This is a genomic window from Roseovarius lutimaris (assembly GCF_900115165.1).
Lineage (GTDB): Bacteria > Pseudomonadota > Alphaproteobacteria > Rhodobacterales > Rhodobacteraceae > Roseovarius > Roseovarius lutimaris.
Window position 1 is genome coordinate 100,664 of sequence record NZ_FOVP01000002.1, and the last position, 22,316, is coordinate 122,979.

General features: G+C 58.8%; 24 protein-coding genes, 1 pseudogene and 1 riboswitch. Of the genes and pseudogenes, 16 read left to right on the plus strand and 9 right to left on the minus strand.

What is annotated here, in order from left to right; translation table 11 throughout:
• The first annotated feature begins 50 nt into the window (after positions 1–50).
• Positions 51–962 carry a LysR family transcriptional regulator gene (locus tag BMZ91_RS02145; protein WP_092833826.1) on the plus strand — a complete coding sequence of 304 codons (912 nt, stop codon included), beginning with the start codon at positions 51–53 and terminating at the stop codon, positions 960–962.
• A 2-nt stretch (positions 963–964) separates the two neighbouring features.
• On the opposite strand, the gene uraH is transcribed toward BMZ91_RS02145, so the two are convergent.
• The gene (uraH, locus tag BMZ91_RS02150) at positions 965–1,318 is read right to left on the minus strand and encodes a hydroxyisourate hydrolase (protein WP_092833828.1); all 354 of its coding nucleotides are present in this window, start codon (positions 1,316–1,318) and stop codon (positions 965–967) included.
• Positions 1,319–1,471: 153 nt separating this feature from the next.
• Here uraH and puuE point away from each other — a divergent pair, with 153 nt between their 5' ends.
• From puuE to BMZ91_RS02165, 3 genes are read left to right on the plus strand one after another with little or no spacing between them, the layout of a single operon-like run.
• A complete protein-coding gene (gene puuE, locus BMZ91_RS02155) occupies positions 1,472–2,890 on the plus strand; it encodes an allantoinase PuuE (RefSeq protein WP_092833830.1) in 1,419 nt (472 codons plus the stop codon).
• Positions 2,887–3,378 carry an ureidoglycolate lyase gene (locus BMZ91_RS02160; RefSeq protein WP_092833832.1) on the plus strand — a complete coding sequence of 164 codons (492 nt, stop codon included), beginning with the start codon at positions 2,887–2,889 and terminating at the stop codon, positions 3,376–3,378. Before puuE ends, BMZ91_RS02160 begins: the two co-directional genes overlap by 4 nt.
• A gap of 58 nt (positions 3,379–3,436) precedes the next feature.
• Positions 3,437–4,870 carry a uracil-xanthine permease family protein gene (locus BMZ91_RS02165; protein ID WP_092833834.1) on the plus strand — a complete coding sequence of 478 codons (1,434 nt, stop codon included), beginning with the start codon at positions 3,437–3,439 and terminating at the stop codon, positions 4,868–4,870.
• Positions 4,871–4,950: 80 nt separating this feature from the next.
• Here BMZ91_RS02165 and BMZ91_RS02170 read toward each other — a convergent pair whose 3' ends face one another.
• Positions 4,951–5,784, minus strand: a complete 834-nt coding sequence (locus BMZ91_RS02170) for a bifunctional allantoicase/(S)-ureidoglycine aminohydrolase (protein WP_092833836.1) — start codon at positions 5,782–5,784, stop codon at positions 4,951–4,953.
• A gap of 271 nt (positions 5,785–6,055) precedes the next feature.
• Between BMZ91_RS02170 and pncB the strand changes: the two genes are divergently transcribed.
• The gene (pncB, locus tag BMZ91_RS02175) at positions 6,056–7,348 is read left to right on the plus strand and encodes a nicotinate phosphoribosyltransferase (protein WP_092833838.1); all 1,293 of its coding nucleotides are present in this window, start codon (positions 6,056–6,058) and stop codon (positions 7,346–7,348) included.
• A gap of 90 nt (positions 7,349–7,438) precedes the next feature.
• Here pncB and BMZ91_RS02180 read toward each other — a convergent pair whose 3' ends face one another.
• The 4 genes from BMZ91_RS02180 to BMZ91_RS21340 all read right to left on the minus strand — a co-directional run bounded on the left by BMZ91_RS02180 (position 7,439) and on the right by BMZ91_RS21340 (position 10,454).
• Positions 7,439–8,482, minus strand: a complete 1,044-nt coding sequence (locus BMZ91_RS02180) for a fatty acid desaturase (RefSeq protein ID WP_092833840.1) — start codon at positions 8,480–8,482, stop codon at positions 7,439–7,441.
• Between the two features lie 477 nt (positions 8,483–8,959).
• Positions 8,960–9,664 (minus strand): winged helix-turn-helix domain-containing protein, encoded by a 705-nt coding sequence (locus BMZ91_RS02185; protein ID WP_092833842.1) that lies wholly within the window; start codon positions 9,662–9,664, stop codon positions 8,960–8,962.
• Positions 9,665–9,688: 24 nt separating this feature from the next.
• On the minus strand, positions 9,689–9,922 hold the full coding sequence (locus BMZ91_RS02190; protein ID WP_092833844.1) for a hypothetical protein: 234 nt from the start codon (positions 9,920–9,922) through the stop codon (positions 9,689–9,691).
• Positions 9,923–10,013: 91 nt separating this feature from the next.
• Positions 10,014–10,454 (minus strand): hypothetical protein, encoded by a 441-nt coding sequence (locus tag BMZ91_RS21340; RefSeq protein WP_177193764.1) that lies wholly within the window; start codon positions 10,452–10,454, stop codon positions 10,014–10,016.
• A 104-nt stretch (positions 10,455–10,558) separates the two neighbouring features.
• Between BMZ91_RS21340 and BMZ91_RS02200 the strand changes: the two genes are divergently transcribed.
• From BMZ91_RS02200 to BMZ91_RS02250, 11 genes are all read left to right on the plus strand, one after another.
• Positions 10,559–11,179, plus strand: a complete 621-nt coding sequence (locus BMZ91_RS02200) for a ribonuclease HII (protein ID WP_092833846.1) — start codon at positions 10,559–10,561, stop codon at positions 11,177–11,179.
• Between the two features lie 101 nt (positions 11,180–11,280).
• The gene (locus BMZ91_RS02205) at positions 11,281–12,396 is read left to right on the plus strand and encodes a site-specific DNA-methyltransferase (RefSeq protein ID WP_092833848.1); all 1,116 of its coding nucleotides are present in this window, start codon (positions 11,281–11,283) and stop codon (positions 12,394–12,396) included.
• A gap of 167 nt (positions 12,397–12,563) precedes the next feature.
• Positions 12,564–12,666, plus strand: a riboswitch (TPP riboswitch).
• 60 nt (positions 12,667–12,726) lie between these two features.
• Positions 12,727–13,524 (plus strand): bifunctional hydroxymethylpyrimidine kinase/phosphomethylpyrimidine kinase, encoded by a 798-nt coding sequence (thiD, locus tag BMZ91_RS02210; RefSeq protein ID WP_092834125.1) that lies wholly within the window; start codon positions 12,727–12,729, stop codon positions 13,522–13,524.
• Entirely contained in the window at positions 13,521–14,507 is a 987-nt protein-coding gene (locus tag BMZ91_RS02215) for an FAD-dependent oxidoreductase (RefSeq protein WP_092833850.1), read from the plus strand. Before thiD ends, BMZ91_RS02215 begins: the two co-directional genes overlap by 4 nt.
• Positions 14,491–14,688 carry a sulfur carrier protein ThiS gene (gene thiS / locus BMZ91_RS02220; RefSeq protein WP_092833852.1) on the plus strand — a complete coding sequence of 66 codons (198 nt, stop codon included), beginning with the start codon at positions 14,491–14,493 and terminating at the stop codon, positions 14,686–14,688. The genes BMZ91_RS02215 and thiS overlap by 17 nt, the downstream gene beginning before the upstream one ends.
• A 1-nt stretch (position 14,689) precedes the next feature.
• The gene (locus tag BMZ91_RS02225) at positions 14,690–15,463 is read left to right on the plus strand and encodes a thiazole synthase (protein WP_092833854.1); all 774 of its coding nucleotides are present in this window, start codon (positions 14,690–14,692) and stop codon (positions 15,461–15,463) included.
• Positions 15,460–16,056, plus strand: coding sequence for a thiamine phosphate synthase (locus BMZ91_RS02230; RefSeq protein ID WP_092833856.1), 597 nt, complete (start codon positions 15,460–15,462; stop codon positions 16,054–16,056). Before BMZ91_RS02225 ends, BMZ91_RS02230 begins: the two co-directional genes overlap by 4 nt.
• Positions 16,053–17,042, plus strand: a complete 990-nt coding sequence (locus tag BMZ91_RS02235; protein ID WP_092833858.1) for a HesA/MoeB/ThiF family protein — start codon at positions 16,053–16,055, stop codon at positions 17,040–17,042. The genes BMZ91_RS02230 and BMZ91_RS02235 overlap by 4 nt, the downstream gene beginning before the upstream one ends.
• On the plus strand, positions 17,043–17,978 hold the full coding sequence (locus tag BMZ91_RS02240) for an ABC transporter substrate-binding protein (RefSeq protein WP_092833860.1): 936 nt from the start codon (positions 17,043–17,045) through the stop codon (positions 17,976–17,978).
• Positions 17,975–18,661 (plus strand): thiaminase II, encoded by a 687-nt coding sequence (gene tenA / locus BMZ91_RS02245; RefSeq protein ID WP_092833862.1) that lies wholly within the window; start codon positions 17,975–17,977, stop codon positions 18,659–18,661. The genes BMZ91_RS02240 and tenA overlap by 4 nt, the downstream gene beginning before the upstream one ends.
• A 247-nt stretch (positions 18,662–18,908) precedes the next feature.
• A complete protein-coding gene (locus tag BMZ91_RS02250; RefSeq protein ID WP_092833864.1) occupies positions 18,909–19,424 on the plus strand; it encodes a winged helix DNA-binding protein in 516 nt (171 codons plus the stop codon).
• Here the strand turns inward: BMZ91_RS02250 and BMZ91_RS02255 are convergent.
• The 3 genes and pseudogenes from BMZ91_RS02255 to BMZ91_RS02265 all read right to left on the minus strand — a co-directional run bounded on the left by BMZ91_RS02255 (position 19,421) and on the right by BMZ91_RS02265 (position 22,295).
• Positions 19,421–20,722, minus strand: coding sequence for a TRAP transporter large permease (locus tag BMZ91_RS02255; protein ID WP_092833866.1), 1,302 nt, complete (start codon positions 20,720–20,722; stop codon positions 19,421–19,423). The two genes, BMZ91_RS02250 and BMZ91_RS02255, sit on opposite strands and share 4 nt — an antisense overlap.
• 3 nt (positions 20,723–20,725) lie before the next feature.
• Positions 20,726–21,250: a TRAP transporter small permease gene (locus BMZ91_RS02260; protein ID WP_092833868.1), complete on the minus strand. Its 525-nt coding sequence runs from the start codon at positions 21,248–21,250 to the stop codon at positions 20,726–20,728.
• Between the two features lie 79 nt (positions 21,251–21,329).
• A pseudogene (locus BMZ91_RS02265) lies at positions 21,330–22,295 on the minus strand (TRAP transporter substrate-binding protein).
• Positions 22,296–22,316: the final 21 nt, after the last annotated feature.

Genomic DNA, 22,316 nt, shown 5'->3' on the forward strand with positions numbered 1-22,316 from the left:
TGCAAAAAAAATCCTAGCAGCTTCAACAGAAAGCTAATAATCTTTTTGCCATGTCCTATCTGAACAATATCCGCACGTTTGTTCGTGTTTACGAGCTTGGTAATATGTCGGCGGCGGCGCGGGATCAGAGGATATCGGCCGCGGTTGCCTCGGCGCGCATTGCGCACCTCGAAGAGCATCTGAATATTCGCCTGTTTCAGCGCACCACAAGGATGCTTCACCCGACCGAGCAGGGGGTTTTGTTCTATCGCGGGGCCTGCAAGATCCTTGAGGCGGTGGACGAGGCAGAGGCCGAGATTACCGATGTTACAAGCTCGCCGCGCGGCACATTATACGTGGCGGCCCCACTTGGTATGGGCAAGCGCCTGATTGCCCCGATGGTCCCTGCGTTCAAAGAGGCCTATCCGCTGATCACCATCCGGCTACGCCTGTCGGATCGTAAGCTTGATCTTGCGGGTGAAGGGCTTGATGCGGCGTTTTTTCTTGGCGTGCCAGAGGATTCAACGCTTCGTATTCGCAAGATTGCGGATTGCCCGAGGGTGCTTTGTGCCGCCCCGGATTACATCGCGCGCAGGGGCTTGCCGCGTGATAGCGCAAGCCTCAGGGCGGATAAACATGATTGTCTGAATCTGCGCTTTCCCGGCGCGCCGGAATTTCAATGGCCGCTTCAGACGCCCGACGGGATCAAGCGGCTTGCGGTGTCGGGCCCGTTTGAAACCGATGATGGCGATGTTCTGACCAACTGGGCGCTGGACGGGCACGGGATTATCCTCAAGCCGCTGTTTGAGGTGGCCGAATACCTAAGCGCGGGTCGGCTTGTCCCGGTTCTGGAAGGCGAGCCGCCGATTCCTATCCAGATGGCCTGCCTTTACACCCATCGCCGCCACCAGGACCCAAAGACGCGGCTCTTTATTGATTTCATGGTCAATCACATTCAGGCATCCCTTCCGCAGGACGCCTGATCCTAGCTTCCGCGATAGGTTGAATAACCGAAGGGAGAGAGCAAGAGCGGCACATGATAGTGGCTTTGCTCTGACATGCCAAAGCGCAGCGGTATGATATCGAGAAAGCGCGGATCTTCCGGCGGGGTGCCAGTCGCGGTGAGATAATCACCGGCGTGAAACACAAGCTCGTAGGTGCCGGTTTCAAAGCGCTCGGCCGACAGGATCTGTTTGTCGGTGCGCCCGTCGGCATTGGTGATCAGCGTCTCAAGCAAGTCGTGACGCCCGCCAGTGATGCGGAAAAGCTCGATCTTCAGGCCTTGTGCCGGGCAACCGCGCGCCGTGTCCAGAACATGCGTTGTCAAATAACCGGTCATGATCAATCCTCAATCCTTGGGGTTGGCTTGCTTTCTGGCGTTATTTAGAGGTTTTTGACAGATTAGTCTTGCAAACAACTCCTTCAAAAATTTCTAGAAGGTAATACGCATTCTTCCGTATTAAAACATAATCGAAATCTGGAGACACCTTTGATGACACGTTATCCCCGTAATATGCGCGGCTATGGCACGAAATCGCCCGATCCGAAATGGCCGAATGGCGCGAAAATCGCGGTGCAATTCGTGATCAACTATGAAGAAGGTGGCGAAAACAACATCTTGCATGGCGATGCCGCATCCGAGGCATTCCTGTCCGAGATCGTTGGCGCCGCCGCCTGGCCGGGGCAACGGCACTGGAACATGGAATCAATTTATGAATACGGCGCGCGCGCCGGGTTCTGGCGTCTGCACCGGTTGTTCACAGAGCTTGATATTCCGGCGACGGTTTATGGTGTGGCCACTGCCCTTGCGCGCAACCCCGAACAACTGCGGGCCATGCAGGCCGCCGATTGGGAGATCGCAAGTCACGGGTTGAAATGGATCGAGTACAAGGATCACACGCCCGAGGTTGAAAAGGCCGATATGCTGGAGGCGATCCGCCTTCATACCGAAGTGACCGGCGCCCGCCCGCGTGGCTGGTATACTGGTCGGTGTTCGGCCAATACCGTTGATCTTGTCGCGCAAGAGGGCGGGTTTGATTATGTTTCCGATGCCTATGCCGATGACCTGCCCTATTGGATCACGTCCAATGGCAAGGATCAGCTGATCGTGCCCTATACGCTTGATTGCAACGACATGCGGTTCGCCACGCCACAGGGGTTCAACTCGGGCGATCAGTTTTATGCCTATCTCAAGGACAGCTTTGATGCGCTTTACGCCGAGGGTATCGAGGGTCAGGCCAAGATGATGTCGATCGGCCTTCATTGTCGTCTTGTCGGGCGACCGGGGCGTATCATGGCGTTGCGCCGGTTTATGGAATACGCTCAAGGGCACGCCGATGTCTGGTTTGCCAAGCGGATCGAGATTGCCCGACATTGGCACGAGCATCACCCGAAAGCGGATTTTGTCCGCCCTTCGGAAATGACCAAAGATGCCTTTGTCGCGGCCTATGGCGGGATTTTCGAGCATTCCCCCTGGATCGCCGAGCGCGCTTTTGATCTGGAACTTGGCCCGGCGCATGATTGCGCCATTGGCTTGCATCATGCGCTGTGTCGGGTGTTCCGGTCCGCGTCGCGTGACGAACGGCTTGGCGTTTTGACGGCGCACCCTGATCTTGCAGGAAAGCTGGCGGCCGCAGGGCAGCTGACCGCCGACAGCACCTCGGAACAGGCGGGCGCGGGGCTTGATATGCTCACTGACGACGAGCGCGCGATGTTCCAATCCCTCAACGCCGAATATGTGGCAAAGCACGGCTTTCCCTTTATTATCGCGGTACGCGACAATACCAAGGCGTCGATCCAGCAGGCGTTTCAACGCCGGATCAACAACGATAGCGAGGCCGAGTTTGCCGAGGCCTGCACGCAGGTCGAGCGGATTGGCGAGTGGCGCCTTACGGACATGTTGCCGCAATGACCCGCCAGCTCCGCATCACCGCCCTGACCGCAGACGCCTTTGCCGCTTACGGCGATATTATCGAGGCGCGCGATGCACCGACCAAGATGATCAATCAGGGCATGTGTGGACGTCACCATGATCTTGCCTCGCTTGATTTTTCCGACGGGCGCGCCGGGATAAGCCTGTTTGACGCCAAGGCGCGCCATCTGCCGCATCTTGTCGATATGGTCGAGCGTCACCCCGATGGAAGCCAGGCCTTCGTGCCGCTGGACGGCGTGCCGTTTCTGGTGGTCGTGGCCGATGATGCGGGCGGCGTGCCGGTGGATCTCAAGGCGTTCATCACCGCACCGGGGCAATCCATCAATCTTTATCGCGGTGTCTGGCACGGGGTTCTGGCCCCGATCGGCGCACCGGGGAAATATATTGTGGTCGATCGCATTGGCGAGGGCCCCAATCTTGAAGAACACTGGTTCGATGACCCGTTTGTCGTTGACTCCATTGGCTAAGAACCCTGGCAAAAGAACCAGAGGCACAACGCGGACAGCTACGACAGGAGGAATGATCATGGCTGATACTTCAATCGGGACGCCGGAGCAGCTTCGCGATCCTGACTATTTTCCCGGTCTGGCGCGGGGGATTCCACTTGGAATTCAGCACGTTTTGGCCATGTTTGTCTCTAATGTGACGCCGGCGATCATCGTTGCCGGGGCTGCCGGGTTTGGATTTGGATCAAACTCGCCGGATTTCCCGGAACTGCTTTACCTCATTCAGATGTCGATGCTGTTTGCGGGTGTGGCCACGCTTTTGCAGACGATCACCATCGGCCCGGTCGGGGCGGCCTTGCCAATTGTCCAGGGCACGTCATTTGCATTTTTGCCAATCATGATCCCGCTGGTGGCGGGCAAGGGCGTTGATGCGCTTGCCGCCCTGTTCACCGGCGTGATCCTGGGCGGGCTTTTCCATGCCTTGCTCGGCACGGTGATCGGGAAAATCCGCTTTGCCCTGCCGCCTTTGGTGACCGGGCTCGTGGTGACGATGATCGGTCTTGCTTTGGTTGAGGTCGGCATCCAATACGCCGCCGGCGGTGTACCCGCGAAAATGTCGGGTGCTGCGGAATATGGATCATTGCTTAACTGGTCCGCAGCTTTGATCGTGATCGCGGTGACCCTCGCGCTCAAGTTCTTTGCCCGTGGTATGCTCGCGATTTCGGCGGTGCTTGTCGGTCTGTTGGTTGGTTATCTCTATGCCATCATGATGGGCATGCTCAGCCTTGAGACGGTCACCGGATCCTGGGCCGGATCAGCGGCTTTTGCCCTGCCACAGCCGTTCAAATACGGGTTCGAGATGTCCGGCGCTGCGATCATCGGGTTTTGTCTGATGGCGTTCATCTCGGCGATTGAAACCGTCGGCGATGTCAGCGGCATCACCAAGGGTGGTGCTGGGCGCGAGGCGACGGACAAGGAGATTCAGGGCGCGACCTATGCCGACGGTCTTGGCACGGCGCTTGCCGGATGCTTTGGGGCCTTTCCCAATACCTCGTTTAGCCAGAATGTCGGCCTGATTGCCATGACCGGCGTCATGAGCCGCCATGTGGTGACCTGTGGTGCGATCTTCCTTATCATTTGTGGTCTTGTGCCCAAGGTGGGCGCGGTTATTCGTACCGTTCCGATTGAGGTGCTTGGCGGCGGTGTGATCGTCATGTTCGGCATGGTTGTGGCGGCGGGTATCTCGATGCTGTCGGATGTCGCATGGAACCGGCGCAACATGGTGATCTTTGCCATCGCGCTTAGTGTCGGCCTCGGGCTTCAGCTAGAGCCGGAAGCAGTCAAGTATCTGCCCGATACGATGCGCATTTTGATGACCTCCGGCCTGTTGCCGGCGGCACTTATTGCCATCGTGCTCAACCTTGTGCTTCCCGAAGAGCTTGCCGATGAAGCCACAGAAGAGGTTTCCGGCGGCATGGCGGGTCATGGCAAGGGATCGCTTCCCACCGACTAAAGGCGGATTGGCCAATAAAAAAGGGGGAAGGGGCGTGATGCCCTTTCCCCCTTAGACTTGCAGGGTCTGTTCCGGCAGGATCAGGGTTTACCAAGGCCAAGCGGCATATGCCGGTTCACATCCTTGTAGAGCAGATAACGGAACGGCCCCGGCCCGCCCGCGTAACAGGCCTGTGGGCAAAAGGCGCGCAGCCACATGTAATCACCGGCCTCGACTTCGACCCAATCCTGATTGAGCCGGTAAACCGCCTTGCCTTCCAGCACGTAAAGCCCGTGTTCCATCACATGGGTTTCGGCAAAGGGAATGACCGCGCCGGGTTGAAACGTCACGATGGTAACATGCATGTCATGGCGCAGATCGCTTGGGTCGACAAAGCGCGAGGTCGCCCATTTGCCATCGGTGCCGGGCATTTCGGTCGGCTCTACCTCGGTTTCATTGGTGACAAAGGCGGTCGGCAACTCAAGCCCCTCAACCGCGACATAGGCCTTTCGAATCCAGTGAAAGCGCACAGGTTTGGCACCCCGGTTGCGCAGGCTCCATGTCGCGTCTGGCGGCAGAAAGGCATATCCGCCTTCACCCATCTCATGGGGGGTGCCATCAATCGTCAGGGTCATGGCACCCTCGACCACGAACAACACCGCCTCGACGCCGACTTCGGTTTCGGGCCGCTCGCTTCCACCGCCGGGCTGAACCTCGGCGATATATTGCGAGAATGTTTCCGCAAAACCCGAAAGCGGGCGCGACAGAACCCAGAACCGTGCGCCCTCCCAAAACGGCAAAAGGCTGGTGACGATATCGCTCATCGTGCCTTTGGGAATGACGGCGTAGGCCTCGGTGAACATCGCCCGATCGGTCAAAAGTTGGGTTTGGGGCGGCAATCCGCCCGTCGGTGCATAATAGGTTCGCTTGGTCATTCTCGCGCCTTTGAAAAACTCTATTCCATCCTATCAAGCCGCTAGTGAACGCCAAGACAAGCCTTTAAGTGGCCTGATAATGCTGAAGCTTTATTCTGATGAATTTGATAATACCATCTTGTGCCATGGTGCCCAGCAAAAACAGGCCCTCATCCCTGCGATGATAATTCGCCAGGACCTAGCCAAACTTCGCCCTGAACCGGGTGCTTGCCTTGCGCGTCGCGATGCCGTTTGATTTAACCGGCGCAATGTTTTTACCGGAGCCGTGCCAATGGTCGATATCGCCACCCGTGTTCACAACCACAAATGGAAGATCGACCCGATTGTGCGATCCCTGATCGACACCGATTTTTACAAGCTTCTGATGTGCCAATCGGTGTTTCGCAACAAGGCCGATACACAGGTCAGCTTTTCGCTGATCAATCGAAGTAAATCCATCCGTCTGGCCGAGCTGGTCGATGAGGGCGAGCTTCGCGAACAGCTTGATCACATCCGCTCGCTGTCTTTGTCGCGGGGTGAAAGCACCTGGATGCGCGGCAATACGTTTTACGGCAAACGCCAAATGTTCACGCCCGAATTCATGGATTGGTTCGAGACGCTGCGCCTGCCGCCTTATCAGCTTGAAAAACGCGACGGGCAATATGAGCTGACGTTCGAGGGATCCTGGCCCGAAGTGATGCTTTGGGAAATTCCGGCGCTGGCGGTGTTGATGGAGCTGCGCTCGCGCGCGGTGCTCAACACGATGAAAAAGTTCGAGCTTCAGGTGCTTTATGCCCGCGCGATAACCAAGCTCTGGGAAAAGGTCGAACAGCTGCGCGGTATCCCCGGCCTTCGGATTGCCGATTTCGGCACCCGCCGCCGCCATTCCTTTCTCTGGCAGGATTGGTGCGTGCAGGCGATGACCGAAGGGCTTGGCGAGGCTTTTGTCGGCACCTCCAACTGTCTTATCGCCAAGAATCGCGACCTGCCGGCGATTGGCACCAATGCGCATGAATTGCCGATGGTCTATGCGGCCCTGGCGCCAAACGACGCCGCGCTCAAACGCGCGCCCTATGACGTGCTGAGCGATTGGCACGAAGAACATGACGGCAACCTGCGCATCATCCTGCCCGATACTTACGGCACCGAAGGTTTCCTGCGTGACGCGCCCGATTGGCTGGCCGGGTGGACCGGCATCCGGATTGATAGCGGCGATCCTGCAACCGGCGCCGAAACCGCGATCCGCTGGTGGAAAGAGCGCGGGGAAAACCCGCAGGATAAAATGGTGATCTTTTCCGACGGGCTTGATGTCGAGAAAATCATCGCCCTCCATCATCAGTTTTCGGGTCGGGTGCGCTGTTCCTTTGGCTGGGGCACATTGCTGACCAACGATTTTCGCGGCCTGACAGAGGACGACGCCCTTGCGCCGTTCTCTCTGGTCTGCAAGGCGGTCTCGGCCAATGGTCACCCGACCGTCAAGCTATCTGACAACCCCCGCAAAGCCATGGGCCCCGCAGATGAAATCGCCCGCTACAAACGGGTGTTCGGGGTCGGAGAGCAAGAGGCGCTGGAGGTGGTGGTTTAAGCGGTTTTCCTAGAGGATGGACCTATCCCATGACCCGTAGGGTGGGTGAAACCCACGCGCTGCCTTGGTCGTATCAAGAGACCGGCGCGTTCAGACCGTTTTGGCTTCTGAAAAGGAAATCAATCGTCGGCTCTGATCGTCCCAAAGCTGAAGCTTCACGCAGCTGATGCTTTCGCGAATTGTCAGGCGCTGCGCCTGATCAAGCTTGGGGTGATCACGCAGGATTTCAGAGAGGCGATAGAACGGCACCCGGCTTTGAAGATGGTGCACGTGATGTGCGCCGATATTGGCCGAAAACCAGCGCAGGATGCCGGGCAGGATGTAGTGCGAGCTGCCATGCAGGGCCGCATCGTGAAGCTGCCAGTCCGGGTCTGGATCCCAGCAGGTCTCTTCAAACTGATGCTGCACATAAAACAGCCAGACCCCGATCGACGCCGCCACCACGACCGTTGGCACGAACACGAGAAAGATCGCAGCCAAGCCGCCAAAATAGGCCAAGCCGACCAAAACGGCGGTCAGAACCACATTCGTGCCCATCGCGCTTACCCAATAGCGCCATCCGGCGCCCATCAGGCCAAGCGGCAAACGGTTCTCGAGGAAAAACAGGTAGGACGGCCCCAGCACAAACAGGACAAAGGGATTGCGGTAAAGCCGGTATTTCAACTGTCCAAAGCGCGAGAGGCCTTGATACTCTGTGACCGTAAGGGTCATCACGTCGCCCATGCCACGCTTGTCGAGGTTCCCGGCAGAGGCGTGATGCACCGCATGGGTACGCCGCCAGACATCATAGGGTGTCACGGTCACAACGCCCAGGGCGCGACCGATCCAGTCATTCAGCAAACGATTGCTAAAGAACGATCCGTGGCCACAATCATGCTGAATCACAAACAGGCGTACAAGAAACAGGCCGTTGAAAACCGACAGGGCGGCGGCAAGAAAATAGCTGAACGACAGGCTCCAGAGGGCAAGCGCCCAAATCGCCAGAAACGGAATCAGTGTCACGAAAAGCTCGAACACGCTTCGCGCGTGCGATGGTTCCCGGTAATTGGCAAGAATGCGGACCCAAATACGTGCGTCTTCGGTGTCGGACGCCGCGACAGCCTGTTCTTGGGCTGCTGTGACAGCAGGTGACATCAGGTTCTGAGCCAAATCGAGATATCCCTCAGCGTTTGGGCTGCGATGTTGCAGCCAACGTAGGTTTCGGGCACGCCATGATCCGGGTCCCGTCGTCAGTATTAGGTGTCGCTACTCTTGCGGTGCTGTCGACCATGAACACGGCCGCCGAAAAGCCGTGCAGTCTATCGTTTGTCAACAAGCGCATGTACCTCCAAAGAGCCAAAGGATGTTGATGGCAAGGTTTTTATCCATCAAGGTCCACCCAATTCCATTACCGCCAAAGCATAGCAGTTCAAAGATTAAGAAGACACGTCTACCCGTCAAACCGTGACGCTTGCTATTTTGGAATTGACGTAAAGACAAGCATTAGATGGGCATCCTACCCGGCAAGCCGGTCGTGACGGTGCAAAATCGTGTCTTTGGGGCCGATTATGGCCGAGCATTTTGACGCAGGTGCGGCGATTGGTCCTTGTCACCTGAGACACCCCTAACCTCTCAGATGACCCGGATCACGTCCTTGTCGATCGCAAGCATGTAACCGCGTCGCGCGATATTCTTGACCAGAAGTTCGCTCACAAGCTGATTTCCCAAGGTGTCGCGCAGGCGCTTGATCCGGGTGGCGCCGGCCGCTTCTTCGCAATCGGATGCGTTGCGGCCCGAAATCACGCCCTCAATCTCGGCCCCGGTCATGACATCGTCATCCATCCGCGCCTCGGCCAGAACCGACAGGGTTTCCATCGCCGCATCGGTTAGCTTGAAACCCATATTGTTGAGATACACGGTTTTCTCGTCGCGGCTTATCAAGAGTGAACTTACCTGAATGCCAGAGCGTTCAATCTGGGCCATGCGGCGATTGAGGGTGATCAGCATCACCAGAAATACAAGCGCCGAAACCAAAAGAGCGGTGGCAAAGACCAACAGAACGAAGATCACCATACGGTAACTTGTCAGGGTTTCGGAAAATGCCGTGCCCGAGAGGGCGAGAATTTCCAGAAGCTTGATATCGGTCCGCGCCGTCAGCGCATCGTTTTCCACAAATATCCGCTCGACCCGCGCGTTGAACGCATTGGCGTCCGGCAGGTTGAGAAACAGGAACACCGCCGCGATCGTCAGGATCGCAACGATGGCCACGACGCCAAGAACCACAACACGGTTGCCCGAGCGCCGCGCATCGGCGGCTGTACCGATCAATCCCCGCACGCGGATCTCCTTTGTATACCCAACCTACTTTTCCTTCTTCGACAGCACCTTGAGAAGCTTAAGCCCCTTGCGCGCCAATTTTGCGCGCAACGCCGCCTCCGCAGAAGGGCAGGGCGCGTTGACGGTGGTAACATCATAAAAAAGCTCAAGCGGCTTGTCGCGCTTGGCCTTGTATTCAATCTGACAGGCGGCCTGCGCGCCGGTGGCGGCGAGGCTCAGGCCAAGAGCCATAAGAATTATCTGTGCGATGTGTTTCATGCGGGCAAGATGCGCCGAACCCCACGGCTATTCAATAACCTGTGACGTGAAATGAACCGAAGACAGGCTGTTATCTGATAACATCGGGGCGTTATTGCCTGTCTGAACGGGTTGACCCCATCTTCAGTGCATCGCGAATGGTCATGCAGGCCGACGCTTTGACATCACTGTCATGAAACCTGAAAGGAAAGAGATCATGCACCGCAAGTTTATCGCAATCGTCCTGGGCGCCGCCCTTGCCGTTACGGGCCTGAGCACCACTCCAGTGCGCGCACAGGATCGCGGCGAGACCGCCGCCATCATCGCAGGCGTGGCCGCCCTTGCCATCATCGGCGCCGCCGCTGCCAGTGACCGCAAACATGACCGTCGCAAGGATTACGTCACACGCGGACATGGCCATAATTACGGACACCAGAATCGCCGCTACAAGCAAAAGCGTCATTACAAGCAAAAACGCTATAATCGCGGCCACCGCGCGCATCAGAATGGGAACCGGAACTCCCATCGCCATATCCAGCAACGGCGTCAACACGGAAGGTGATCAGCGCGGTTTATTCATCCGCCAGTCTGTGGAGCAAAGGGAAGGGGGCACCTCTTCCCTTTTGCATTTCCGGGCGCACTGTGCGATCCGAGGCCATGTCCGGCCCCGATTACACCCACGAAACGCTTGCCCTGTCTCAGGGGTTTACTCTGATCGCCGGGGTCGATGAGGTTGGGCGCGGCCCGCTTGCCGGGCCGGTGACCGCGGCGGCCGTGATCCTTGACCCCGATCATATTCCGGCAGGCCTTAACGATTCAAAGAAGTTGAGCGCGAAACGCCGCGCCGCGCTTTATGACGCGCTGTTGGGTTGCGCCGATGTGTCGGTCGCCCATGCAAGAGTTGCAGAGATTGACGAGATCAACATCCTGCGCGCCTCGCACCTGGCGATGGAGCGCGCGGTTCAGGGTTTGCGGCAAACCGCCGATATGGCGTTGATTGACGGCAACCTTATTCCGCGCGGTCTGAGCATTCCGGCGCAGGCGATTATCAAGGGCGATGCGGCCTCGGTCTCGATTGCGGCGGCGTCGATTGTTGCAAAAATAACGCGCGACCGCATTATGGGGGCGCTTGCGCAACAGTTTCCCGGTTATGGCTGGGAAACAAACGCAGGTTATCCGTCAAAAGGTCACAAAGCGGCACTTCTAAATCTCGGGGTGACCCCACACCATAGACGTTCCTTCAAGCCGGTACACAACATCTTGTATCAAGGAAAATAACTAACCCACTGATTCAAAAAAGAAATTGACGGCGAATCAGCTTTGACTCATCTTTGACCTCAACAACCAGAGCGCACAAAGCGTCGGGACAGAGGCAGAAAATGAAGACGATGACCAAAGCAAAAGGGGCGTCCGCGCTCCCTCTCAATACGATAATTGCCGGTGACTGCATCGAGGTTATGAACAGCCTTCCCGAGGCCAGTGTCGACCTGATCTTTGCCGACCCGCCCTATAATCTTCAGCTCAAGGGCGACCTGCATCGCCCTGACAATAGCCAGGTGGACGCGGTTGACGACGCCTGGGATCAGTTTTCCTCATTCGCCGCCTACGACAGATTCACCCAAGACTGGCTCAAGGCGGCGCGCCGATTACTCAAACCCACGGGGGCAATTTGGGTAATCGGCTCTTATCACAACATCTTTCGGGTCGGGGCCGCCTTGCAAGACCAGGGGTTCTGGATCCTGAATGATGTGGTCTGGCGCAAATCCAACCCGATGCCGAACTTTCGTGGCAAGCGTCTGACCAATGCCCATGAAACGATGATCTGGGCCAGCAAAGAGGAAGGTGGCAAATACACCTTCAACTATGAAGCCCTTAAATCGCTGAATGACGGCATCCAGATGCGCAGCGACTGGGTTCTGCCGATCTGTACCGGGCATGAGCGTCTCAAGGACGAGCATGGCGACAAGGCCCATCCCACCCAGAAACCCGAAAGCCTCTTGCACCGCATTCTGGTTGGATCGACCAACCCTGGCGATGTCGTGCTTGACCCGTTCTTTGGCACCGGCACCACCGGTGCCGTGGCCAAGATGCTTGGCCGCGATTACATCGGCATCGAGCGCGAAGAGGCCTATCGCAAGGTCGCCGAAAAGCGGCTTGGCGACACCCGAAAGTTCGACCGAGAGGCGCTTCGGGTTTCGACCTCGAAACGTGCAGAGCCGCGCGTGCCCTTTGGTCAGCTGGTCGAACGCGGCATGCTGCGCCCCGGTGAAGAACTGCTAAGCATGAATGGCCGTCACAAGGCCAAGGTGCGTGCCGATGGTACGCTGATCGGGGATGATGTCAAAGGAAGCATCCATCAGGTTGGCGCCCATCTTGAAGGCGCGCCGTCCTGCAACGGCTGGACCTATTGGTGCTTTAAACGCGATGGCAAGACCGTGCCGATCGACCTTTTGCGCCAGCAAATCCGCGCCGAAATGACAGAGCGCCCGAACTAGGTTTTACAGAACACCGCCGGTGCCTGAGACCTGACTTATCAGGCACTTTCCACCTGCCCCGCCGCAATGGCGGGGCCTTTTTCGTTCCGTATTTCCGTCATGCGGTCGGCCCCGTCCTGCGGCGCAATCCTCGCTTGCCCGTGGGGTTTTCTGCTGCTAAACCTATCGCAAATCCGTTGGGGTGCCTGTGTGTCAGGCTGAGAGGCGATAAGCCAACCCATCGAACCTGATCCGGTTGATACCGGCGTAGGAAACGGAAATGCCATGGTTCGTCAAAGCCAGATCAGGCCGCTTTCCGTTTCTGACAAGACTGGAAAGAAAGGCCGCGCGATGACCACACCCACAGCTTTGACAATCGCCGGCTCCGATAGCGGCGGCGGCGCGGGTATTCAGGCCGACCTCAAGACTTTTTCCGCGCTTGGCGTCTTTGGAACCAGCGCGATCACCGCCGTCACGGCGCAAAATACCTGTGACGTCACCGATGTTTTTGCCATTCCCAATGCCATGGTCGCCGCCCAGATCGCGGCGGTTTTGGGCGATATCAGGGTCGATGCGATCAAGATCGGAATGCTGGGCGATGCCAGCCTGATCGAGACGGTCGCCAAGGCGCTGCGCGGGTTCGCCGGGCCGGTGGTGCTTGACCCGGTGATGGTCGCAAAATCCGGCGCGCGTCTGTTGCCTGATGCCGCCCGCAGCGCCCTGATCACGCATCTTTTGCCGCGCGCCGACCTTCTGACCCCGAACCTGCCCGAGGCGGCAAGCCTTTTGGGTCTGCCCGAGGCCGCCACGGACCAGGAGATGCAGGAGCAGGGCAACCGCTTGCGTGACATGGGGGCCAAGGCCATTTTGATGAAGGGCGGGCACGGCAAGGGCGATATCTGCACAGATTGGTTGTTGGCCACTGAGGTGGTGCAGCTTGACGCGCCCCGCATCGCGACGCGCAACACCCACGGCACTGGCTGTACGATGTCATCTGCCATCGCCGCCGGTCTGGCCAAAGGGATGCCTCTGGTGCAGGCGGTCGAGAGCGCGCACCATTGGCTTCACCGTGCGATTGTCGCCGCCGATAGGCTCGAGGTCGGGCATGGTCATGGGCCGGTGCATCATTTCCACGAGGTCTGGACATGACCACACCGGTGATCATTCGCGGCGCCGGGGTCGTCGGGCTTTGCGTTGCATCGGAACTGCGCGCACGCGGGGCGTTAGTGACCCTGCTTGACCCGGCCCCCGGTCCCGGCCCGCAGGCCTGTTCATGGTGGGCGGGTGGCATGCTGGCGCCATTTTGCGAAGGCTATACCGCCGAGGAACCGGTCGTGCGTTTGGGTCAGGAGGCCGCCACCTGGTGGCAGACCCACGGCGCAGAGGTGCATCGCAATGGATCGCTCGTTGTCACCCTTGCGCGGGATCGGGCCGAGCTCTCGCAATTCGCCCGTCGGACCAGCGGTCATGAAACGGTATCTGGCGCGAATTTGGGCGGGTTAGAGCCGCTTTTGGCCGATCAGTTTGATCGCGCGCTGTTTTTCAAGGACGAGGCGCATATCAATCCGCGCCAGTCGCTGACCACCCTACGCGCGCGCCTGATCAAGGATGGCGTGACCTTTGAACAGACCAATGCGGCGCCGACCGCCCCGAATGTGATCGACTGTCGCGGGCTTGCGGCGCGCGATGCGCTCAAGGACCTGCGCGGTGTCAAGGGCGAGATGGTGATCCTACGTGCGCCGGATCTTACTTTGTCGCGCCCGGTCCGGTTATTGCATCCGCGCTTTCCTCTTTACATCGTGCCGCGCGGCGATGGGGTGTTCATGCTGGGTGCGACCCAGATCGAAAGCGGCGAACGCGGGCGCGCCTCGGTGCGCTCGGTGATGGAACTGCTGTCGGCGGCCTATGCGCTTCACCCCGCCTTTGGCGAAGCCGAGCTTTTGGAAATTGGCACCGACGCGCGCCCGGCCTTTGCCGACAACCTGCCGCGCATTCGCAGGCGGGGCGGCACGATCTATGTGAACGGCTTGTTCCGGCACGGGTTTCTTCTGTCGCCTGCTTTGGCGCGAATGCTGGCGGATTTGGTGCTCGACGGTCAGATACCGGAGGTGATGGATGAAGATCATAGTTAACGGCGCGGCGCATGACACGGCGGCGACCACATTGGCCGGCCTGTTGGATGAATTGGGTCACGGGCAGGCCAAGATCGCCACGGCGGTGAACGAGGCCTTTGTGCCCGCTGCAATGCGTGAAAAACAGACCCTAACCATGGGCGATCGAATCGAAATCGTTGCCCCGCGGCAAGGAGGCTAGCATGCCTATCTTTTACGAGACAGAGGTCAATTCACGGCTCATGCTTGGCACGGCGCAATATCCCTCGCCTGCCATTCTGGCGCAGGCGTTCAAACGCTCGGGCGCGGGAATTGCCACGGTCTCCGTGCGCCGCGAGGCGGGCGGCGAGCGCGCCGGTCAGGATTTCTGGGATCTGATTGCCGATCTGGGAGTCAAGCTGCTGCCCAATACCGCCGGGTGTCATTCTGTCCGCGAGGCGGTGACCACCGCACAGATGGCGCGCGAGTTGTTTGACACACCATGGATCAAGCTTGAGGTGATCGGCCATGCCGACACCCTGCAACCCGATCCCTTCGGCCTTGTCGAGGCGGCGCGCATTCTTACCGATGACGGGTTTCAAGTGTTTCCCTATTGCACCGAGGATCTTGTGCTTTGCGATCGCCTGATCAAGGCAGGTTGTCGTGTGTTGATGCCTTGGGGCGCGCCGATTGGCACGGGTTTGGGTCTGAATAACGTCTACGGGCTGCGCTCGTTGCGGGCGCATTTCCCCGATGTGCCGCTGGTGGTGGATGCCGGTCTTGGCCTGCCCAGTCAGGCGGCGCAGGCGATGGAACTTGGCTATGACGCGGTTCTGCTCAATACAGCCGTCGCCAAGGCCGGTGATCCGGCAACAATGGCCGAAGGGTTTGCCCGCGCGCTTGACGCCGGGCGACTTGCGTTCGAGGCCGACCCGATGGAGCCGCGCGATATGGCGGCCCCGTCAACGCCGATCCTTGGCAAGGCGTTTTTGGCATGACCCTTCCCCGATTTTACCCGATTTTCGATGATTTTCGTTGGCTTGAGCGGCTGTTGCCGCTTGGTGTGAAACTGGTCCAGCTGCGCATCAAAGACACCCCCGAGGACATCGTGCGCGCCGCCGTGATCAAGGCACAGGCGCTGTGCCGTGCGCAGGGTGCTATTTTGGTGGTCAACGACTATTGGCAGATCGCGATTGACGCGGGCTGTGACTGGATTCACCTCGGGCAGGAAGATCTTGATGATTCCGATATCGCCGCGATCCGGCGGGCGGGGCTCAAGCTTGGCCTAAGCACCCATGACCGCGCCGAGCTTGATCGCGCCTTGTCGTTCGATCCCGGTTATGTTGCCCTCGGGCCGGTCTATCCGACGATCCTGAAAAAGATGAAATGGCAAGAACAGGGTCTGGAAAAGCTGACCGAATGGAAGGCGGTGATTGGCGATATCCCTCTTGTCGCGATTGGCGGCATGTCGGTGGAACGCGCCGCTGGAGCGTTTGAGGCAGGCGCGGATATTGTCGCGGCGGTTACCGATATCACGCTGAACGATGATCCCGAGGGGCGGGTGCGCCAATGGCTTGGGGCCACGGCATGACCCGATACGCGCGCCAGATCGCGGTGCCTGAATTTGGCCCAAAGGCACAGGCAAGGCTGCGGGCGGCGCGGGTTCTCGTGGTCGGTGCAGGTGGGCTTGCCGCGCCAGTGCTGCAATATCTTGTCGGGGCTGGTGTGGGGCACATCACGCTGGTGGATCACGACACCGTCGCGCTCAGCAATCTGCATCGCCAGACGCTGTTTCGCGAGGCCGATATCGGTCGGCCCAAGGCCGAGGTCGCCGCCGTGCATATGGCTGCGCTCAATCCCGAGTGTCGGGTCAGGCCGTTGGTTGAACGGCTTGACCCCCAAAACGCCAAAGCGCTTTGCATGGGGCAAAACGTGATCCTTGATTGCGCTGACAGTTTCGCGGCAAGCTATGTTCTGTCCGATATTTGCACCGCGCTAAACCTGCCACTGATCAGTGCCACTGTTGTGGGCACCTCGGGTTATTGCGGTGGATTCTGTGGTGGCGCACCCTCTTTGCGTGCGGTGTTTCCCGACCTGCCGGACCGCTTGGGAAGCTGCGACGCCGATGGCGTTCTGGGGCCAGCCGTGGGCGTGATGGGCGCAGTGCAGGCGCAGATGACATTGGCCGTTCTGGCCGGAATAGAGCCGGATCCACTTGGGCAATTGGTGAGTTTTGAGGCCCTCGGCCTCCGCTTTGGCGGATTCCGGTTTGAGGGCGCGCCAGAGCCGGACGGCGGGTTTGCCTTTATCGCCGCCAGCGAGATTTGCACCAATGACGCCCTGACCGATTTGCGCGCGGCTGATGAACCCGGCCCCGCCCTTGCGGGTGCCGCGCGGCGCATTGTTGCCGATTTCGATATCCCGCCGCTGCCCGACAAAGGGCAACGCGTCGTTCTGGCCTGTCGCTCGGGCCTGCGCGCGTGGCAGGCCGCCACCCGTCTGCGCCAACATTGGCCCGGAGAGATTGCACTGATCGCGCTTGGCGACAGCCCCAATGACACCCAAGGAGACGACTGAATGAAATATCTCGCGCTTATGGTTGCCCTGTTGGCGACCGCCCCCGCCATGGCACAGGATCGGATGACGCTGTTGCTTGACTGGTTCGTGAACCCCGATCATGGCCCCATCATTGTGGCGCAGGAACTTGGTTACTTCAAAGACGCCGGTCTTGAGGTTGAGATCGTCGCCCCCGCCGACCCAAGCGACCCGCCCAAGATGGTCGCCGCCGGCCAGGCCGATCTTGCCATTTCCTATCAGCCTCAGCTTCATATGCAGATCGAGGGCGGCCTGCCGCTGCGCCGGGTTGGCACGCTGGTGGCGACGCCGCTGAACTGTCTTTTGGTGCTCAAAGACGGGCCGATCAAATCAAGTGCAGACCTCAAGGGGCGCAAGGTTGGCTTTTCGGTCGCAGGTGTTGAAGAGGCCCTGTTGTCCGCCATTCTGGGGCAGCATGGCATGTCGCTTGACGATATCGAACTGGTCAGCGTGAACTGGTCGCTGTCGCCCTCGCTTATGTCGGGTCAGGTCGATGCGGTGATCGGCGCCTATCGCAATTTCGAGCTGAACCAGATGGAGATCGAAGGCGTGCCGGGGCACTGTTTCTTCATCGAAGAAGAGGGTATTCCCGCCTATGATGAGCTTATCTATGTGGCCAATCCCGCGACCATGAATGCCGATGTGATCCGCCGCTTTCTTTTCGCCACCGAGCGCGCGACGCAATATATCGTCAACCACCCCGAGGAAAGCTGGGAAATATTTGCCGGCACCTCGACCGAACTGCGTGACGAGCTGAACGCGAAAGCCTGGGTCGATACCGTGCCGCGGTTTGCGTTGCGCCCCTCGGCGCTTGATCATGCGCGCTATACCCGGTTTGAAGCCTTCCTAAAGGGCTCCGGCATGATCGAAGAGGTCACACCCGTTTCGGGTCTTGCTCTGGACCTGAGCGCAGAATGACCGGCGAGTATGGCACCACCTTTCCCCGCCTGCGCGATGCGGCGGGGCAGGTCTGGCAGGATTATACCCATCATGCCTTTGTCGAAGGCCTTGGCGATGGGTCGCTGCCGCGCAAGGCGTTTCTTGGCTATCTGGTTCAGGATTACATCTTTCTGATCCATTTCTCTCGGGCCTGGGCGCTTGCCGTTACCAAGGCCGACACGCTTGAGGAAATGCGCGCCTGTGCGTCATCGGTCGATGTTTTGGTCAATGGCGAAATCAGCCTGCATGTGAAAACCTGTGCCGCCGAGGGGTTAAGCGAGGAAGAGCTTTTCACCGCCGCCGAACACCCGGCCAACCTTGCCTATACGCGCTATGTGATGGATGCGGGGCATTCAGGTAGTTTCATTGACCTGATCGCGGCGCTTGTGCCCTGTGTGATGGGATACGGCGAGATTGGCGCACGGCTTGCGGCGGATAGCCATGCTGATCATCCCTATGCCGACTGGATCAACACCTATGCCGGTGACGAGTATCAACAGGCCTGTCGCAACGCGGGTGCGCTGTTTGACGGGGCGGTCCTGCGCCGTCTTGGCGAGAGCCCGGAAGTCACCCCCGGTTGGGAGCGGATGTCACAGCGCTTTACGACTGCGACCCGGCTTGAAGTTGCGTTCTGGGATATGGGCGTGTCGTTTGGCAAGTAACCCCTGCACAGTGGTGCAGGGTCTGGGGTGAGGGGCGCTGCCCCTCACACTCCCCGGGATATTTTCGGCCAGAAGATGCAGGGAAGGATCAATCAAGGTGGCCGGACATTGTGATGCTCAAAGGCAGGGTTGCTTTGAGGCGCGGAGCGGGGAGGATGTGAAATGCTTGGGAAGCGTTCAAGTCTCGACATTTTTGATATATACTGAATTTACAGACACTTTATAAACGATTTACAGGAAAACCTTGATGAGCGAACCCGACCGCCGACGTATTGTCTCCTCTCGTCATCTGGCCGAAGGCGAGGGTTGGGAAACCTCGGAATTCGAATATGGCCTGATCATTGCCTATAATGCGTTCAGCCGCTGGATGCAGAAATGCATGAATGCCGCAGGCATGCCCGAGCTGAGCTCGCTGGAGATTCTGGCGTTGCACAATGTCAATCACCGGGACCGAGAAAAGCGGCTGGCCGATATCGGGTTTATGCTGAATATCGAAGACAGCCACACCATCAATTATGCCCTGCGCAAATTGCTGAAACTTGGGCTTGTGACCTCGGAAAAGCGCGGCAAGGAAGTGTTTTACCGCACTTCAGAGACCGGGGCGGAGCTTTGCGATGTCTACCGCAAGGTGCGCAAGGAATGCTTTCTAAGCGGCATGCCCCGGACCGGGGTTTCCGGTGCCGAGCTTGCCGAGATTGCATCGACCCTGCGCACGATGTCGGGCCAGTATGATCAGGCAAGTCGGGCCGCCTCGTCGCTTTAATTTCCCATGGCGTTTGGCAAGACCGTTACGATTGACGGAAACACCGTGATCAAAAGCGCGCCCAGAAGCAGCAGAAAAAAGAACGGCATCGCGGCACTTGCGACCCGCAGGATATTGATCCCGGTCAGGCCCTGAATGACAAAGAGGTTAAAGCCGACGGGCGGTGTGATCTGACTCATTTCAACGACCAGCACAAGGTAGATGCCAAACCAGAGCGGGTCGATTCCGGCGGCCTCGACCATGGGCAGGATGATCGAAGTGGTCAGCACCACAACCGAAATCCCGTCCAGAAAGCAGCCCAGGATGACGAAGAACACCGTAAGCGCGGCCAGAAGCGCATAGGGTGACAGGTCAAACCCGCCGATCCAGGTGGCCAGGTTGCGCGGGATGCCGGTAAAGCCCATCGAGATCGACAAAAACGCCGCGCCCATCAGGATGAAGGCGATCATGCAGGAGGTCTTGGTCGCCGACAAAAGCGCATCCATGAAGTCGGCAAAGCCAAACCCACCGGTCGACATCGCCAGCACGATGGACAAGACAACGCCCAGGGCGGCGGCATCCGTGGGCGAGGCCACCCCGGAATAGATCGAACCGATAACGCCGCCGATCAACAACAGAACCAGGATAAGCCTGCGCGACGCACGCAGCTTTTCACCGAAGGAATAGGTGCCATCAAGCGCGGGAATGCTCGCCGGGTTCATAACCGCCCTGAGCGCCACATAGCCGATGAACAACCCGACCAGCATCAAACCGGGCAGAACCCCGGCCACGAACAACCGCGCGATGGATTGCTCTGTTGCCACGCCATAAACGATCAGGATGATCGAGGGCGGGATCAGCAGACCCAGTGTGGCAGAGCCGGCCAGCGTGCCAAGGATAAGTTTTTCCGGATAGCCGCGTTCGGTCAGTTCCGGCACCGACATGCGCCCGATCGTGGCGGCGGTGGCGGCGGACGAACCCGAAACAGCCGCGAAAATCGCGCAGCCGAGGATGTTGACATGCAACAATCGCCCCGGAATACGGCCAAGCCAGGGGGCGAGGCCTGAAAACATGTCCTGGCTCAGGCGGGATCGCAGCAATATCTCGCCCATCAGGATGAAAAGCGGCAAGGCGGCCAGCGGCCAGCTATGGCTATGCCCCCAGAGCGTGGTAGCCAGAACCTGACCGGCGGGCGGATTTGCAAAGAACACCAGCGCGACAAAGGCCATGATCGTCAGCGAGAGCGCCACCCACATCCCCATCGCCAACAGCACCAGCAGGATAGAGAGCAAAACGGTGAAAACCATCGGGTCTGACATGGGTTATTCCGATCCTGAATCGAGAAGCACAGGCGCGCGGGCGATCAGGGCTTCGATCAATGTGTCGATCAACGCGACGGTCAAAAGGCCAAGCCCCGCAACCATCGCCGTCTGTGGTATCCAGAGCGGGATGGCGATGATGCCGGTCGAGATATCGCCATATTCGATGCTTTCGGCCATCAGGGCCCCGGCACACCACGTGGCATAGCCGGTGATCGCGATGGTAAGCGCCAGAACGACAATTTCAAATGCCCATTTCGGGCCGTCGCTCAGTTTCTGAACGAAAAGATTAACGCGAATATGGTTTCCGCTGCGCAGGGTATAGGCAAGCGCCATGAACGACGCGGTCGAGAGCATATACCCGGCGAAATCGGCGTAAGAGGGAATGGTAAAGGACAACTCCGGTCCGCCAAGTCGCGCCAGAATATTCAGGACAACCTGCGCCGAGACCACAAGACAAATGCCAAGGATAGACAGTGCCGCAATAGCGCCCGCGATCTGATAGAGCCGATCAAGTAGTTGCCGCATTATGTGGGCTCCTCTTGGCGTTGGTCGGGGGGTAAGTGGGGCACAGCATCGCGCATTGGCCATGCTGTGCCGGGTGCGTCTATTTCTGGTAAGCGTCCAGAATGGCCATCGCGCTTTCGCTCGCGTTCGCCTTCCAGCTTTCAAGCATGGTTGCACCAATCGCCTGAAGGCCAGTTGTCAACTCATCGGATGGGGGCACGATGGCCACGCCGTTATCCGCCATCACCTTGGTTTTCTCGGCCGCCTCGGCGCGTGACATATCCCAGCCGCGGGTTTCTGCCGCCGCTGCGGCCTCGATGACGGCCGATTGCGTCTCTGGCGACAGCTTGTCAAAGACGCGCTTGTTCACAACCACGATGTTTTTCGGCAACCATGCGTCGATCGGGGAATAATGGCTCAGGAAATCCCAGGCCTTGGAATTGGCACCGGTCGAGGGCGAGGTGATCATCGCCTGAACCTGACCCGTGGCAAAGGCCTGCGGGATGTCAGGGGCTTCGACCTGAACCGGGGCCGCGTTGACGGCAGCGGCGAATTCTTCCAGCGTTGCATTGTAGGCGCGGAACCGCAGACCGGCCAGATCATCGACGGTCTTGATTTCACCATTGGTATAAAGCCCCTGCGCGGGCCAGGGCACCGAGAACAACGGCATCAGCCCCTCGGCGGCCATCAACTCGGCGATCACAGGTTTCTGAGCGGCCTAAAGCTTGGCGGCATCGTCATAATTGGTGGCCAGAAACGGCTGACTGTCGAGACCATAGGCGAGATCCTCGTTCGAGAGCCGCGACAGGAAAAATTCGCCGATCGGCACTTGACGCGAGCGCACAGCGTTCTTGATTTCCGGATGCGGATACAGCGACCCGGCGGAATGCACGGTGATGGTCAGATCGCCGTTGGTGGCCGCCTCTACATCCTTGGCAAACTGCTGAATGTTGACGGTGTGAAAGGTGCTGTCGCCATAGGGTGTGGGCATGTCCCAGCTTTCGGCGAGGACCGGTGCGGCCATGGCCATGCCTGCCGCAAAAAATGCTGCGTTAAGTACTTTCATTCTTTTGGTCTCCCGTTGGTT

Excerpts from the sequence above, each read along its gene's own strand:
- BMZ91_RS02200 (WP_092833846.1), top strand. The coding sequence starts at position 10,559 with ATGTCCGGCCCCGATTACACCCACGAAACGCTTGCCCTGTCTCAGGGG.
- thiS (WP_092833852.1), top strand. The coding sequence starts at position 14,491 with ATGAAGATCATAGTTAACGGCGCGGCGCATGACACGGCGGCGACCACA.
- puuE (WP_092833830.1), top strand. The coding sequence starts at position 1,472 with ATGACACGTTATCCCCGTAATATGCGCGGCTATGGCACGAAATCGCCC.
- thiD (WP_092834125.1), top strand. The coding sequence starts at position 12,727 with ATGACCACACCCACAGCTTTGACAATCGCCGGCTCCGATAGCGGCGGC.
- BMZ91_RS02230 (WP_092833856.1), top strand. The coding sequence starts at position 15,460 with ATGACCCTTCCCCGATTTTACCCGATTTTCGATGATTTTCGTTGGCTT.
- BMZ91_RS02235 (WP_092833858.1), top strand. The coding sequence starts at position 16,053 with ATGACCCGATACGCGCGCCAGATCGCGGTGCCTGAATTTGGCCCAAAG.
- BMZ91_RS02225 (WP_092833854.1), top strand. The coding sequence starts at position 14,690 with ATGCCTATCTTTTACGAGACAGAGGTCAATTCACGGCTCATGCTTGGC.
- BMZ91_RS02165 (WP_092833834.1), top strand. The coding sequence starts at position 3,437 with ATGGCTGATACTTCAATCGGGACGCCGGAGCAGCTTCGCGATCCTGAC.
- BMZ91_RS02255 (WP_092833866.1), bottom strand. The coding sequence starts at position 20,722 with ATGTCAGACCCGATGGTTTTCACCGTTTTGCTCTCTATCCTGCTGGTG.
- BMZ91_RS02240 (WP_092833860.1), top strand. The coding sequence starts at position 17,043 with ATGAAATATCTCGCGCTTATGGTTGCCCTGTTGGCGACCGCCCCCGCC.
- BMZ91_RS02215 (WP_092833850.1), top strand. The coding sequence starts at position 13,521 with ATGACCACACCGGTGATCATTCGCGGCGCCGGGGTCGTCGGGCTTTGC.
- BMZ91_RS02250 (WP_092833864.1), top strand. The coding sequence starts at position 18,909 with ATGAGCGAACCCGACCGCCGACGTATTGTCTCCTCTCGTCATCTGGCC.
- pncB (WP_092833838.1), top strand. The coding sequence starts at position 6,056 with ATGGTCGATATCGCCACCCGTGTTCACAACCACAAATGGAAGATCGAC.
- BMZ91_RS02205 (WP_092833848.1), top strand. The coding sequence starts at position 11,281 with ATGAAGACGATGACCAAAGCAAAAGGGGCGTCCGCGCTCCCTCTCAAT.
- BMZ91_RS02170 (WP_092833836.1), bottom strand. The coding sequence starts at position 5,784 with ATGACCAAGCGAACCTATTATGCACCGACGGGCGGATTGCCGCCCCAA.
- tenA (WP_092833862.1), top strand. The coding sequence starts at position 17,975 with ATGACCGGCGAGTATGGCACCACCTTTCCCCGCCTGCGCGATGCGGCG.
- BMZ91_RS02145 (WP_092833826.1), top strand. The coding sequence starts at position 51 with ATGTCCTATCTGAACAATATCCGCACGTTTGTTCGTGTTTACGAGCTT.
- BMZ91_RS02160 (WP_092833832.1), top strand. The coding sequence starts at position 2,887 with ATGACCCGCCAGCTCCGCATCACCGCCCTGACCGCAGACGCCTTTGCC.
- BMZ91_RS02180 (WP_092833840.1), bottom strand. The coding sequence starts at position 8,482 with ATGTCACCTGCTGTCACAGCAGCCCAAGAACAGGCTGTCGCGGCGTCC.
- uraH (WP_092833828.1), bottom strand. The coding sequence starts at position 1,318 with ATGACCGGTTATTTGACAACGCATGTTCTGGACACGGCGCGCGGTTGC.
- BMZ91_RS02190 (WP_092833844.1), bottom strand. The coding sequence starts at position 9,922 with ATGAAACACATCGCACAGATAATTCTTATGGCTCTTGGCCTGAGCCTC.
- BMZ91_RS02260 (WP_092833868.1), bottom strand. The coding sequence starts at position 21,250 with ATGCGGCAACTACTTGATCGGCTCTATCAGATCGCGGGCGCTATTGCG.